This window comes from Alkalinema sp. FACHB-956 (assembly GCF_014697025.1).
Taxonomy (GTDB): Bacteria; Cyanobacteriota; Cyanobacteriia; order Leptolyngbyales; family Leptolyngbyaceae; genus Alkalinema.
In genome coordinates, this window is record NZ_JACJRC010000022.1 from 40,656 (window position 1) to 55,075 (window position 14,420).

The following is a 14,420-nucleotide window of genomic DNA, read 5'->3' on the forward strand; positions in this document are numbered from 1 at the left end:
CTGTGATCGGCTTCAGATTGGGATCAAGCTCGGTATAAGCAATCAATACTCATTCGCCATCATAACGACGTTGATCTCATCAAAACTCAAAACTTCAGCCATCCTCCATCCTCCAACGGCAAGTTCAGACTTCATCGCTATTGTAGCAAGCCCACCCAACCCTCACCCCTAGATCTCACCCCTAGAATCGTCATTGTTCTACCTACCCACTAAAACCCGATCGCGCATTCAAAAAACACACGATCGGGAATTACTAAGTATTAAACTTTAAAACCAGGGAAACTAAAAACCTGAAACCCTTAGTCCAACGCGATCGGAAACACCCAATCTTGATACTTCGAATCACGATTTTCAGTAATCGCCGTAATCTTCTCCCGTAGCGCATCCGTAATCGGACGTTCCTTCGGTAAATGGTAAGTTTCCACCTGCTTCACAGGCGTGACCTTCGCTGCCGTCCCACTCAAGAACACCTCATCGGCAATAAACAACTCCGACTTATCCACCGGACGCTCCACCACCGGAATCCCCAAATCCCGCGCGATCGTCAGCACACTATCCCGCGTAATCCCTTCCAGGATGTCCTGCTCAAAACCCGGCGTAATAATTGCACCATTCCGCACAATAAAAACATTCATCCCCGAAGCTTCACTCACCTTGCCGCTCGAGTTCAGCAGAATCGCCTCATCAAAGCCCGACTCCACCGCCTCAGTCTTCGCCAGCGACGAGGTAATATACGCCCCACTAATCTTGCCCCGCAGCGGCAAACTCCGGTCTTCCTGACGACACCAAGAGCTAATCCGACAGCTCACACCCTCGGGAGACAGGTAATCACCCAACTCAATCCCGTAGACAAAAAAGTCCTTCTCAATCTTGTGCAGCCGGGGCGCAATCCCCAACCCAGACGTGTAGACAAAAGGCCGCAGATAAAACGACACCTTCGGCTTATTTTGCTTCACAAAATCCGTAATCACCGCCTGGATTTTGTCCGCAGGCAAATCAAAGTTCAATAACTTTGCACTATTGCTCAGTCGTTTAGCATGGAGATCGAGGCGAAACAGCAACACTTGATTCGGATTAGCCGGATCCGGAATTCCCCGTAGACCGCCAAAGGCACCGGTCCCATAGTGGAGTGCATGGGTCGCGATCGAAAGGTTCGCCTGCTCAAAGGGAATAAATTGATTTTTGAAGTAGGCGATCGGCAGAAAATTATCCATAGGAGTTAGCACTCAGATGCGATGGTCGGGTAGGTAAGTGGGCAGGGCTCTTAGCGGGGAATCGCTGTTTGAATAGCCGTCTAGCAATGATTTCACGGCTTCGCCACCCAATTCGCCACCATTAAGGATCGAGTGGTTGACACCCGTTCCGTTTACTGATGATAATGGGAGATTGTTGAAAACTCTACCATTGTTTTGAAATCCCTTGGCTAACGTAGTAGTAATTGGTGCCCAGTGGGGCGATGAAGGGAAGGGAAAGATCACCGATCTGCTGAGCAAGTCGGCGGATGTCGTCGTCCGGTATCAAGGTGGCGTGAACGCTGGGCACACAGTTGTGGTCAAGGATCAGACCTTCAAGTTACATCTCATTCCGTCTGGCATCCTGTATCCAGACACGGATTGCATTATCGGGAGTGGTACCGTAATCGATCCGAAAGTGCTGATCGAAGAGTTGGATCAGCTCGTCACCTTGGGCATTTCCGCTGAGAATCTCATGATCTCGGAAACCGCCCATATCACCATGCCCTACCACCGCATCCTCGATCGGGCGGCGGAAGAACGGCGGGGTAATCACAAAATTGGCACCACCGGGCGGGGCATTGGCCCAACCTATGCGGACAAGTCCGAACGGAGCGGTGTGCGGGTGGTTGACCTGATGGATGCGGAATCCTTCAAGGAGCAAGTGCGGTGGGCCGTCGCCAGCAAGAATGTCCTGCTGGAAAAGCTCTATGACCTGCCCCCCTTGGATCCCGAAGAAGTCATCCAGGAATATCTTGCCTACGCCGATCGCCTACGCCCCCACGTGGTCGATAGCTCCCTCACGATCTCGGAAGCCGTCCAGCAGAAGCGCAATATTCTGTTTGAAGGCGCACAGGGTACCCTTCTGGACTTGGACCACGGCACTTACCCCTACGTCACCTCCTCCAACCCGGTGGCCGGTGGCGCTTGTGTGGGTGCGGGTGTGGGGCCAACCATCATCGATCGCGTCATCGGGGTCGCCAAAGCCTACACCACCCGCGTCGGTGAAGGCCCCTTCCCCACAGAATTGGATGGCGATGTGGGTGAACTGCTCTGCGATCGCGGGGCAGAATTTGGTACCACCACGGGTCGTCGTCGCCGCTGCGGCTGGTTTGATGCGGTCATTGGCCGCTATGCCGTACGGATTAATGGCTTGGATTGTCTAGCAATTACCAAGCTAGATGTCCTGGATACGTTGGATGAAATCAAAGTTTGCGTGGCCTACGAAATTGACGGCCAGCGCTGCGACCATTTCCCCACCAACGCCAAGCAGTTTGCCCAGTGCAAACCGATTTACGAGACTGTTCCCGGTTGGAAACAGTCCACGGAAGACTGCCGTAGTCTTGAGGATTTGCCCCAGCAGGCGCTCGATTACCTCAAATTTCTGGCAGAATTGATGGCTGTGCCGATCGCGATCGTTTCCCTGGGCGCAAGTCGAGATCAAACCATTATCGTGGAAGATCCGATTCACGGGCCGAAGCGGGCACTGCTCTATGAAAATGGCGCACCTCAGTTGGAGGTTAGCGCAAGCAGCTAAGGGACTGAATGCGCAGGGCTGAATTTTTGTGTTCACGCCCGATCTATCCCTGAACAACATCCCTGAGAACAACACGAGAACCGAGTCATGGCACTGAAATTTTCGATCGAAGCAAGCAAGCGTCCTGAAGGCAGCAAACCCAATGCCCTACGTCGCGGTGGTCAAATTCCTGCAACGGTTTACGGCCACAATGGTACGGAATCCGTGCAATTGGTGGTGAACCAAAAAGAGGCTGAGTTCCTCATCCGGGATGCAGGCAGAGGCGCAACGGTAGAACTGAAGGTTCCCGACATGAACTGGACAACCGGTGCAAAAATCCAAGAAGTGCAAGCCCATCCTTGGAAAGGGAGCCTGTACCACATCAGCTTCCTCTCTGCAAAGGGCTAATAGAGCACTCCAGCGATAGCCATCCTAGTTGTGACCTGTCAATTCCTGGCGAACCGCCCTCATCCCCACCCCTTCTCCCAGTTTGGGAGAAGGGGGCCGGATTTCAAAGTCCCTCTTCCAATTTCAAAGTCCCTCTCCCAGTGTGGGAGAGGGATTTAGGGTGAGGGCGCAATGCAGGGGCAGCACGAGTTATTCAAGACTACGATCGCTAAATGCGCTGGACAACTAAATCATGCATAAGGTGAGGTAGGGGACTTCCCTACCTTTTTTGTTGCCAATCCGCTGAGATGATATCCCCTAATCCCGATCGCCTAATTTTGCAGATCGGGTCATTAGGCTTGGAATAGCAAAGTTCCGCCCCCCTGAGGGCACTCTGAACCTAGCATTTATCATCAGCGCAGGGGATGGTCGGTCATCATGTCAGGGATGGCATTCGTTTGTCTTGCTTATATTTTGGGACTATTGGCTACAGCGATTCCCTGGGGGCTCGCGATCGTCCCTGTCCTGCTGAGCTTGGCGGCCATCACCTATCCCACCTGGCGATCGCGCTGGAAACTCCACGCCTTCAGCCGCAAACACCTGATTGCCGCTGGGTGTGTTGCCCTCCTCGCCAGCTTCTGGTACCAGTTGCGCATTCCCCAACCGGGAACCCATGATATCAGCCGCTTTGTTCCCGCACTGACGGATCGATCGGTGGCCGTCCAGGGCGTGGTGGAAGCCTCGCCTCGGATGACACGGAGCGATCGGCGTCAAATTTGGCTCCAGGTGCAGGGTTTGGATCCCAAGGGCATTCAACTCAGTACCGACCCGGCCCAAGCGCGGGGTAAACTCTACGTCACCGTCGGGGCCAATTTAGGCAAAGACTTGTATCCCGGCGCAAAGGTCACATTGACCGGAAAACTCTATCTGCCCCAAGCGGCAAAGAATCCTGGAGCCTTCGATTTTCAGCAATATCTTGCCCAGGAAGGCAGTTTTGCAGGGCTACGGGGTGAAAGCATTCAAGTCCCTCCCGGCCAGCAACCCCGATGGGGCCTATGGCAAATCCGCCAACGGATTGTCCGATCGCAAACCGCTTGGTTACCCCATCCCGAAGGCGAACTGGTCAGTGCCATGGTCTTGGGGGGGAAGGCCGTAGACTTGCCCACGACGGTCAAAGAGGACTTTCGCCGTGCCGGATTGTCCCATGCGCTGGCGGCATCCGGCTTTCAAACATCCTTGATTTTGGCCGTTGTTTTGGCCTTAACCCGCCGCTTTTCCTTACGAACCCAGGTGATGGCAGGTGGGACAGCCCTGGCAATCTTTTTGGGGTTGGCGGGGGTGCAACCGGCGATCCTCCGGGCGGTCGTCATGGGGGCAGCGGTGCTGGTGGGCATGGCCTTGGAACGGCAGGTCAAACCGATCGGGTCATTGCTCCTGTCCGCCACGCTGTTACTCTTGATTAACCCGTTGTGGATCTGGGATTTAGGCTTTCAACTGAGCGTGTTAGCCACCATGGGACTATTGGTCACTGTTCCGCCCCTCACCCAATGGCTCGATTGGATCCCCAGTCAACTCATTCCTGCGATCGCCGTTCCGATCGCGGCCTATCTCTGGACAATTCCCTTACAATTACAGACCTTTGGTCTAGTTTCTCCCTACAGCATTGTCGCCAACGTTCTCACCACCGTTTTCATTTCTGTCATCAGTCTAGGCGGAATGGTAAGTGCGTTGTGTGCAGTCGTCTATCCCTTGGCCGGGAGCGCAACGGCTTGGCTCTTGCATTATCCAGTCTGGGCCTTACTGGCGATCGTGCGAGGCTTTAGTCAACTTCCCGGCAACAATATTGCGGTGGGAACGTTACCGCTAGTGCTGATGCTGGCGCTCTATGGCGCGATCGTGTTGTTATGGCTCAGACCCAATTTACGGCGCTATAGCTGGGCCTTTTTCCTCGCGGGGGTCGCCATGGTGTTTTTACCCGCATGGCAAGCCCAGGCCCAGCTCACCCAGGTCACTGCATTGGCCACCAGTCCCCAAGCCGTTTTAGTCGTCCAGGATCGGGGCAAGGTGTTACTCATCAATTCAGGGGATGCCGCTACGGCGGAAATGACCGTTGTTCCCTACCTACAAAGCCAGGGCATTAACCAAATTGACTGGGCGATCGCCCTGCAAAAGCCGAACCCAGACGCTTGGGCTGCCCTACGAAAAAACATTGCGGTGCGTAACTTGTATGTTGATTCTGCCGTTGATTCCACAATGAGCCAACAGTTAAAAACTCAGTTACAAGCTCAGTTAAAAACTCAGTTAAAAACTCAGTTAAAAACGCGATTACCCAGCGGCCAAACCCAAGTCCTTGCCCTGGCAGCGGAGGCTCGTTATACCTTTGGCCAAATGGTGATGCAATCCCAACCCACAGGATTAACCTTGACCGTGCGCAATCAACCTTGGTGGTTGGGCCGATCGCGGGTACAACCGTCAGCCCATTCAACCCCGTCTAAGGTTTTGGATCCTCCAGTGATTGCATCCAGTACTGCCAACCGTTTACCAATTCTTTGGTGGGCAGGCGGAGCGATTCCAGATGCCTGGTTAGAACAATGGAAACCGCAGGCCGCGATCGCCCACGGCAAGCGGCTAAATGCACAAGTGGAATATACCCTCAAAACCCAGAAAGTGCCTCTGCATTGGCTTCCGCAGAACGGTGCACTACGCTGGCAGCCCCAGACTGGATTCACAACTTTTTCAGGAGAAGGCTCTGAATGGTCATCGCTGTAGTATAGTAAGGAAGTTGGCTCTTCCGGGTCGCTGTTTTTGGTGCGGGCACTTAGGATCGCTGTCCAGTGCAAGTATTTCATGGAAGTACTAAGCTTCAAATCCGCAATTAACCCACGGTCAACCTAATTGAATAGGCCAATTGGAGAGGTGGCAGAGCGGTTGAATGCGGCGCACTCGAAATGCGTTTTAGGGAAACCTAACGGGGGTTCGAATCCCCCCCTCTCCGTTCAAGTAAAATTTCAACTCACAATTGATTAGATATCTAAACTCCGGTAACTGGAGAAAGTAGACACCGGAAAGCTGATTCGATCGTTTATCGATGCTGGCTACTATAGGTGAATACGATATTGATCACCAAGCAAAAACCAGCTTACATTTTCCGCCAGCTTACATTTTCTGCCAGCTTGCATTTTCTGTTAGTTCACTTTGACAAAGACTTAAGCCATCGCGACCATGGCTTAATCATCCATTTAGCCAGCGGGCACCTTGGTGCACAACTCAATCCCTCAGCCTTTCAACAGGAAGCACGCACCTTTCTCGATGAATTCGATCGCATTTATCCCGGCGCAAAACAACAGGTTAGCTATGACGATCGGCGACACATTTTAGGGCATCTTGAACAGTGGACGTCCAACCCATTTACAAAAGGCTCCTACCTCTGCTAACGCCCGGGACAACTCACGCGATTTGCAGAACTCGAAGGGCAGCCCATTCACAATCTCCTTTTTGCAGGAGAGCACACGAACTCGTTCTACGAATGGCAAGGATTCCTAGAAGGGGCAGCCCTGTCTGGTCTCGCTGCCGCTCGTCATATTCTGGTTTCAGGTAGGCTCCCAGGTACCTCCCCCAGGGCAAATCTCCGTGAGATTGACTCAAGGGATCTGCTCCTTGGAAATTCTTCTGAAATCTACACACAATTCTGTGATGTTTGATGTATATTTAGAATTCTGTGCGTCAAACCCTATTGATTAACAAGTGGGTGTTAATTTCATCTAAATTTGTCGTCCATCTGCTGGTTGGCAGCAAAAGGCTCGTTCTATGCAACAGTACGATTTTTACGGTAGACACCTCTTGCTCAACTTTTCAGGCTGCGAAGCAGACCTGAATGATCTAGAAATGATCAAGCGAGATATGACCGACGCAATTAATGTGATCGGGGCTACGATTCTTTCCCATTTGGAGCATAAGTTTACTCCAGAGGGGCTTTCGATAATCTTCTTGCTTTCAGAATCTCACGCGAGTATTCACACTTATCCTGAATACAACGCTTGTTTCCTGGATGTATTCACGTGCGGCGAGACTATTTTTGTTGAACCTTTCGGCGACATTCTGGAAGAACGATGGCGGCCCCGCTGGGTTTCGCGACAGATGCAGGAACGTTTCGATCCGGCTCGGTTCGATCCCACGAAACTGGATGCAGAAAAACTCAATTCCGTGCAACTTGATCCCTCGCAGCTCAAGTTGCCAGTACTTAGTGGTGCAGTGAGGTAACCCCCACGATCGCTAGCTAGCTCAAAACCCGTTGACGCATAGGATGGGGGATACAGGATTGTGGACAAGCTTGTCACACTGTGTCTCCCATTATTTATTGGAACGATGAACGAATTTGTAATCGACAACTCGCCGAAAAGCTACGCTTGTATGACGAGGTTCTACATCCCAGTTTGTTGTGTTTGCCTAAGGAAATTCGTCACAATTTAGCCAAGCCTGCCCGAATTCTGGAAGACAGCAAAAGGATGGCCCATGTCGAGTGCATGGTTCAACCGGTCTAGTGAATGGTGAAAAGCATTATGCGTCTAGAACAAGTTTTACCCTGGGGCCGATCGCTCAAGGAATACCGGGACATGTTTGGGCTGACCCAGGCCGAATTGGATCTCCAGATCCTGGATTGTGCAGGGGGGCCAGCGAGCTTTAATGCGGAAATGACCGCGTTGGGCAAACGGGTGGTGTCCTGCGATCCGGTATACCAATTTTCCGCCGAACAAATTGCCCAGCGGATTGATGAAGCCGTCCCGCAGATTGTCAAAAGTGTGGAGGCCAACCGCGAAAAGTTTGTCTGGACTGGGATCGATACCCTCGATGAGCTACTGCGGATTCGCCTCACGGCTATGCAAACCTTTTTAGCGGACTTTCCCCAGGGGTTACAGGCGGGACGCTATCGGCAGGATGCCTTGCCCCAACTGCCCTTTCCCGATCGGGCCTTTGATTTAGTCGTTTCCTCTCACCTGTTGTTTACCTATTCGGAACATTTGTCCTTGGATTTCCACATCGCTGCCATTACAGAAATGGGTCGGCTAGCGCCCGATGTCCGCATCTTCCCATTGTTAATGAATATGACAGGAGAACGATCGCCCTACGTGGATCCTGTGATAGAACATTTCCAAGCCCTGGGTTATACCCTCCAGATCCAAACGGTTCCCTACGAGTTCCAGCGGGGCGGCAACCAGATTTTGCGGCTTTTATCAGCACCAGCGGGCAACTAATAATTGATCCCCAGCTTGCGGCGTTACCTAGATGAATTGCAATACCCCAACCATGAACAAAACGTTATGTAACAAAACGTTTTGCTAAACGTTAACAATTGCTGCGATCGCGGGACGGCGCTGGCGTTTTTTGGAAGAATGCTTGGTACATAAAGATTTCCACGCGTTAACAAAAAGAAGGAGACACACCTTGGTTACCACAACCTTACTCGCTGTTGCTCGCTCAGTGGAATGGAGCCCCAAAGTTGCAATTGTCATGATCATTTGCAATGTTTTGGCCATTGCGATCGGGAAATACACGATTCAACAAAAAAACGTTGGTCTGGGGCTGCCCTCCGCTGACCAGTTCTTTGGTGGCATGAGCCATGGTGCAATGCTAGGCGTGACCAGCTTGGGTCATATCCTGGGAGCTGGCGCAATTCTAGGGCTATCCTACGTGGGCGCGCTGTAAGACGCCCTGGGTTTGCAGTTTCAAGTCCTCTGCTTCTGATGTCTCACGAGCTGGAGTTTATGCGCTCCAGCTTTTTTATTGAAACTGCCAACTCTGCCCCATTCGTTGGTTGTTTGCAGAGCTGTTTCTACGGCTATTTGCACCATGAAACATTTTCAATTTCCCACGCGCCGCACATTTCTGAGTTGGGCCGCTCTGGGGCTGGGAGGGTTAACCCAAGCCTGCCAAGCCTCTCCTCGATCGACCTCCCAAAACGCCGCAACCGGGGCGATCGAACTCACCGTTATGATTGGGGCCCAGGAAATCCCCACCTGGAAGCCCGTGATTGATCAATGGGAAGCCCAGCAATCCCAAATTCGCATCAAAATTATTGAAGGCCCCACAGCGACCAACTTAGTGGAAGATCTCTACACCTCAGCCTTTTTGCTCGGGAAGTCGCCCTATGATTTGATTTTCATGGATATTGTTTGGGTGCCAAAATTTGCCGCTGCGGGATGGTTGCTGGATCTCACCGATCTGCTCTCAGCGGCTGATTTAGCCGATTTCCTCCCAGCCGATGTGGCGGGGGGACGCTATGCAGGGGGGCTGTATCGGCTGCCCGCCCGTACCGATGCAGGACTGTTGTTCTATCGTCAGGACTTACTCGCAGCGGCGGGCTATCAACCACCGGAAACCACGTTGGAACTGCTCAAAATTGCCCAAGACCTCCAAAAGCAACAAAAAGTGCGGTGGGGCTATCTCTGGCAAGGGAAACAGTACGAAGGATTACCGGCCATGTTTGTCGAAATTCTGGCGGGCCATGGGGGATTTTGGGTCGATTCGGAAACCCGCACAGTGGGCCTCGATCGGCCCGAGGCGCTCAATGCCTTGCAATTTCTAGCAGAGACCCTCGCTGCAAAAATTTCACCACCTGGCGTCACGACTTACCAAGAAGAAGAAACCCGCCGCATGTTTCAAAATGGCGATGCCCTCTTCCTGCGGAACTGGCCCTACGTCTGGCCCTTGGCCAATGCCACCGACTCCCCAGTGCGCGGCAAAATTGCCTTGAAACCCATGGTGCACGCGCCGGGATTTGCCAGTGCTGGCTGCTTGGGTGGTTGGGGCTGGGGCATTGCCAAATCCACACGGCATCCCGAAGCCGCATGGCAGGCGGTGCAACATTTATGCAGTTCCATAGCGCAAAAACAAATGACCCTAGCCTACGGTTATCTGCCGACCCGCCGATCGCTCTACCAAGATCCGGAAATTTTGCAGAAATACCCGTTTTTCCCATCAATGCTGACGGTGTTGGAAGCAGCGGTATTGCGCCCCCCGATCGCCCAGTATGCCCAAGCTTCCGATATCCTCCAGCGCTACCTCAGTGCCGCTTTGAGCAAACGCCTGTCCCCGGAACAAGCCCTGCAAGCGGCAGCCACTGAAACGCGACGTTTGTTAGGAACCGGCCCATGAGTGATTCTCGATCTGTGAACGATCGCACGATCCCAACGATCGTCCAACGGGAACGGCGTACCCATTGGCTATTGCTAGCTCCCGCCCTGCTACTGCTACTCTGCGTGTTTGCTTACCCGATTCTGCGGGCGGTCTGGCAAAGTTTGTTTATCCAGAATTTAGGCACAGAACTACAACCCCAATTTTCTGGATTGGCAAACTATGGGCGAATGGCGGCGGATAGTCGATTTTGGCAAAGTTTGATGAATTCCGCTGGATTTACGATCGTCTCTGTGGCGATCGAATTAATTCTCGGTATGGGAGTCGCGCTGTTGTTAAATCAATCGTTTCGGGGTCGGGGCATTGTGCGGACGATCGCAATTTTGCCCTGGGCGTTGCCGACCGCATTAATTGCCTTGGCTTGGACGTGGATTTTTAATGATCAGTTTGGCATTGTTAATGATTTACTAATGCGGATTGGGATGATACAACAGGGCATCAATTGGCTGGGCGATCCCACCTTAGCGATGGTTGCGCTGATTGTGGCAGATGTTTGGAAAACGACACCGTTTATCAGCATTTTATTACTCGCCGGACTACAAGCAATTCCCACCGACCTTTACGAAGCCCACGCGATCGATGGCGCGAGCTCTTGGCAAAGCTTCTGGAAAATCACCTTACCGCTATTGATGCCGCAGATCATCATTGCAGCCCTCTTTCGCTTTGCCCAAGCCTTTGGCATTTTCGACTTAGTTGCCGTCATGACAGGCGGTGGCCCTGGGGGGGCAACGGAAATGGTGTCACTCTACGTTTACGCGACTATTATGCGTTACCTCGATTTTGGCTATGGTTCAGCGCTAGTCGTTGTGACTTTTCTCCTGTTAATGCTGACTGTTGCCGTGATGACGCTACTCGTGAAAAAACTCCGCAAAAACTTGGCCTAGAACTTTTGATTCACTATGATCATTTCCCATCAATTTTCCAAAGTCCTTCGATCGATCGTCATTGCGATCGTCGTTCTGTTCTGTCTTGCCCCAATCCTTTGGCAAGTGCTAACTTCCTTTAAAACCAATACAGATATTGCAGCCATTCCCAACATATTTCTACCCCGACAATTCACCCTAGGCCACTATGAAGAACTCTTTGCCCGTCGTCCTGTTTGGAATTATTTACTGAACAGTACAGGGGTCGCGAGTATCTCCACGCTTTTATCCCTGGGCTTGGGGGCACCTGCGGCCTATGTGCTAGCTCGGGCTAAGTTACCGGGAGAACGGCTGATTTTAGCAACTATTTTATTACTGACGTTATTTCCATATATTCTTCTGTTTCTGGGATTATTGGAACTCGTGCAAAACTTTGGTTTAGGCAACCAATATCTTGCCCTGATCATCCCTTACACTGCCATTAATCTGCCCCTAACGATTCTGGTATTGCGGAGTTTTTTCCAGCAGTTACCGATCGAACTTGAAGATGCGGCGCGAATCGATGGTTACAGTACCCTTGCCATGCTGGTTCAGATTGTCCTCCCGATGACGGTGCCTGCGCTGGTGACAACGGGGATTCTAGCGTTTATTTTTGCTTGGAATGAGTTTATTTTTGCCTTGACCTTTATCACCCAAGAATCCATGAAAACCATTCCCGTTGCGGCCTCCCAGCTAGGTGGAGCCTCGGTGTTTGAAATTCCCTACGGCCCGATCGCGGCAGCCACCGTCCTGGGAACATTGCCGTTAGTGGGATTAGTGTTGGCGTTTCAACGACGAATTATTAGTGGGTTAACCGCTGGTGCAGTCAAGGGATAAGTCAATGATCAGAAGATTGTCGATTTAACATAGAGCATTTTTAACATCGAGCATTGTAGAAACTGCAAAGATTAGCCATCGCTCAAGAGATTGCTGGAGGTTCATCCATGACAGCCCTAGAATTACAAAATCTGCGAAAGACTTATAGCACAACGGTCATTCCTGTACAGCAAATTAATCTAACGGTACAGGAAGGAGAATTTTTAACACTGTTGGGGCCTTCAGGCTGCGGTAAGTCTACGATTTTGCGTTTAATTGCGGGCTTGGAACAGCCTACCCAAGGCAAAATTCTGATTAATGGCCAAGATGTCACTGCGCTCAGTCCGGGCGATCGCAATATCGCCATGGTGTTTCAAAGTTATGCCCTCTATCCCCACATGACTGTGCGCGATAACATCGCCTCTGGCCTGAAACTGCGCAAAGTTCCTGCGGGTGAAATCCAGCGACGGATTCAAGAGGTTGCCCTCTTTCTGGGGTTGGAAGCGCTCATGGATCGCAAACCGGGTCAACTCTCCGGCGGGCAGCGCCAACGGGTAGCTGTGGCACGGGCATTGGTACGTCAACCCGCAGTCTTTTTGCTGGATGAACCGTTGAGTAATTTGGATGCGCTACTGCGGGAACAGGTGCGGGCAGAACTGAAGCAACTGTTTGCAGCCCAATCTGCCCCCGTAGTCTATGTCACCCACGACCAAACGGAAGCCATGACGCTCTCCACCCGAGTTGCAGTTCTGTACGACGGCGAGTTGCAACAACTGAATACACCGCAACAGATTTACGCCCATCCCGCCAATCAGTTTGTCGCAGGATTTATTGGCAGTCCGCAAATGAATTTTTGGACGCTACCCTGTAGCGATCGCACCGTTAGTCTAGGCCCTTTGCACATTCCCTTACCGTCCCAGGTGCCGAACTCCAATGCTGTCGTGTTGGGAATTCGACCTGAACAGGTGGGACTCGCCTTGGAAAACAACGATCGCTGTCTTACAGGGCGCGTTCAACTCGTCGAGCATCTGGGCATGTCATGGTTAGTCACAGTTGCAATTCCGGCATCAGATCCAGCTATAGACAATCAACCGTTGACAATACGGGCCGTTTTACCCGCCGATCGTAGTTATTCTGTGGGTGATGAAATTTCTCTGCAATGTCCGATCGAGCATCTCCATTGGTTTGATGTCACGAGTGGTCGAGCCTTTGAGTCCGATCGAACTGCGTCGAGGCTTTAAATAACCGCTAAGGACAATTTGGAAAGCGGCATGTATTTTAGCGTCATCTATCTCCCAAATCGCTACACTGACGATCATTCAATCAATCATTCAGCCCAATTATCAGCACCTCTTCCAGGGTGATGTGGAGAACTTGCTTCCATTGCTGACGACCTGTTCATAGATTGCTCACGAACTGTTCATAGAGCGCATCTTCAAATTGCTCGATCTTCTAAACTGATCGATAAATGGTTCATCAATAGCGCTATAGTCATGGGGCGACCGTTCTACCTTTTTGCCCATGGTTTACCGTTAGATTGACCGTTAATGGCTGTCCCACGGATGATTAATGGAGCTAATGCCTCGCTATCTACCGCCTTGCTGTCCCATTCTGTGTTCCTATGACTAAATTTCAGCCCTACGGATTATCTTCCAAGCAAGCTCAGCAAGATACCAAAATGGACATCGATCGCATGCGGGAAGTCGTCATCCTGCTGGAGCATTTGGCAAAACAGGAAGAAAATACCCTACGGATGATTTTAGATCGTTTGTATGATGTTGGTTCTACCCATCTGATCAATCAAAAACTGCCGCAACCTTGGCTGAATAAATTTTCTAGATCGATCGCTGGCATGTCCAAACCTGTTTTTCGGACATTTGCAGTGCGGTGGTTTCACAAAAATTGTCCTCAAATGATTGCTGATTGGCTATACACGGTAGCCACTTTTCAAACCCAGCGTACTCGCCGTCAGAACCAAACCGATTCCGATTCAGGGCAAAAGACCATGCAAGAGGCTGTCATCTTGACAGCGGCTCCTACACCCGTTTTACCCGCCGCCACCCCAAGTTTGCAACCGGCTGATTCGGGTGAAGTGCCTGCCACGATCGTGGTGCTCAATCAACTACAAGCCTCACAGCAGGAAATTCAATTTCTCAGAACTCGGATTAAGTGGATGACGGGCGTTGTGGTTGGATTAACGATCGCCGTTGGGAGCCTCACCGTGAGTCTGACAAGACCCCTGCAATGGGTTCCTACCACGAATAGTGCACCGCCTGCTCAACAGGGTTCAGCGTCTACGATCGGTCAAATGCCCTAACCCGCAATAGGTCAGTAGCTCCATGGGGGAACGCAGTGACGATGTAGGACGTTGGGAGT

Annotated in this window: 13 protein-coding genes, 1 tRNA gene and 1 pseudogene; 14 read left to right on the forward strand and 1 reads right to left on the reverse strand. The window is 51.6% G+C overall.

Annotation, left to right across the window (positions count from 1 at the left end; genetic code table 11):
• Positions 1 to 299: 299 nt before the first annotated feature.
• Positions 300 to 1,214 (reverse strand): branched-chain amino acid transaminase, encoded by a 915-nt coding sequence (locus tag H6G21_RS19460; RefSeq protein WP_190575078.1) that lies wholly within the window; start codon positions 1,212 to 1,214, stop codon positions 300 to 302.
• A gap of 205 nt (positions 1,215 to 1,419) precedes the next feature.
• Here H6G21_RS19460 and H6G21_RS19465 point away from each other — a divergent pair, with 205 nt between their 5' ends.
• The 14 genes and pseudogenes from H6G21_RS19465 (at position 1,420) to H6G21_RS19530 (ending at position 14,361) form a co-directional block, all read left to right on the forward strand.
• Entirely contained in the window at positions 1,420 to 2,769 is a 1,350-nt protein-coding gene (locus H6G21_RS19465; RefSeq protein ID WP_190575079.1) for an adenylosuccinate synthase, read from the forward strand.
• Between the two features lie 87 nt (positions 2,770 to 2,856).
• Positions 2,857 to 3,156 carry a 50S ribosomal protein L25 gene (gene rplY / locus H6G21_RS19470; RefSeq protein ID WP_242041947.1) on the forward strand — a complete coding sequence of 100 codons (300 nt, stop codon included), beginning with the start codon at positions 2,857 to 2,859 and terminating at the stop codon, positions 3,154 to 3,156.
• Positions 3,157 to 3,582: 426 nt separating this feature from the next.
• Entirely contained in the window at positions 3,583 to 5,904 is a 2,322-nt protein-coding gene (locus H6G21_RS19475) for a ComEC/Rec2 family competence protein (protein ID WP_190575080.1), read from the forward strand.
• A 141-nt stretch (positions 5,905 to 6,045) separates the two neighbouring features.
• Positions 6,046 to 6,130, forward strand: a tRNA-Ser gene (locus H6G21_RS19480).
• 109 nt (positions 6,131 to 6,239) lie between these two features.
• Positions 6,240 to 6,569 (forward strand): hypothetical protein, encoded by a 330-nt coding sequence (locus H6G21_RS19485; RefSeq protein ID WP_190575081.1) that lies wholly within the window; start codon positions 6,240 to 6,242, stop codon positions 6,567 to 6,569.
• A gap of 33 nt (positions 6,570 to 6,602) precedes the next feature.
• Positions 6,603 to 6,836, forward strand: a pseudogene (locus H6G21_RS26315) (FAD-dependent oxidoreductase); the annotation flags it as partial.
• Between the two features lie 106 nt (positions 6,837 to 6,942).
• A complete protein-coding gene (gene speD, locus H6G21_RS19495; RefSeq protein ID WP_190575082.1) occupies positions 6,943 to 7,395 on the forward strand; it encodes an adenosylmethionine decarboxylase in 453 nt (150 codons plus the stop codon).
• Between the two features lie 299 nt (positions 7,396 to 7,694).
• Positions 7,695 to 8,387: a class I SAM-dependent methyltransferase gene (locus H6G21_RS19500; protein ID WP_199307333.1), complete on the forward strand. Its 693-nt coding sequence runs from the start codon at positions 7,695 to 7,697 to the stop codon at positions 8,385 to 8,387.
• Positions 8,388 to 8,577: 190 nt separating this feature from the next.
• On the forward strand, positions 8,578 to 8,838 hold the full coding sequence (gene psaK, locus H6G21_RS19505) for a photosystem I reaction center subunit PsaK (protein ID WP_190575084.1): 261 nt from the start codon (positions 8,578 to 8,580) through the stop codon (positions 8,836 to 8,838).
• 144 nt (positions 8,839 to 8,982) lie between these two features.
• Entirely contained in the window at positions 8,983 to 10,287 is a 1,305-nt protein-coding gene (locus H6G21_RS19510; RefSeq protein ID WP_190575085.1) for an ABC transporter substrate-binding protein, read from the forward strand.
• Positions 10,284 to 11,210, forward strand: coding sequence for a sugar ABC transporter permease (locus tag H6G21_RS19515; protein ID WP_190575086.1), 927 nt, complete (start codon positions 10,284 to 10,286; stop codon positions 11,208 to 11,210). Before H6G21_RS19510 ends, H6G21_RS19515 begins: the two co-directional genes overlap by 4 nt.
• A gap of 15 nt (positions 11,211 to 11,225) precedes the next feature.
• Positions 11,226 to 12,065: a carbohydrate ABC transporter permease gene (locus tag H6G21_RS19520; protein WP_190575087.1), complete on the forward strand. Its 840-nt coding sequence runs from the start codon at positions 11,226 to 11,228 to the stop codon at positions 12,063 to 12,065.
• Positions 12,066 to 12,172: 107 nt separating this feature from the next.
• Positions 12,173 to 13,285, forward strand: coding sequence for an ABC transporter ATP-binding protein (locus tag H6G21_RS19525; RefSeq protein WP_190575088.1), 1,113 nt, complete (start codon positions 12,173 to 12,175; stop codon positions 13,283 to 13,285).
• 380 nt (positions 13,286 to 13,665) lie between these two features.
• Positions 13,666 to 14,361, forward strand: a complete 696-nt coding sequence (locus H6G21_RS19530) for a hypothetical protein (protein ID WP_190575089.1) — start codon at positions 13,666 to 13,668, stop codon at positions 14,359 to 14,361.
• Positions 14,362 to 14,420: the final 59 nt, after the last annotated feature.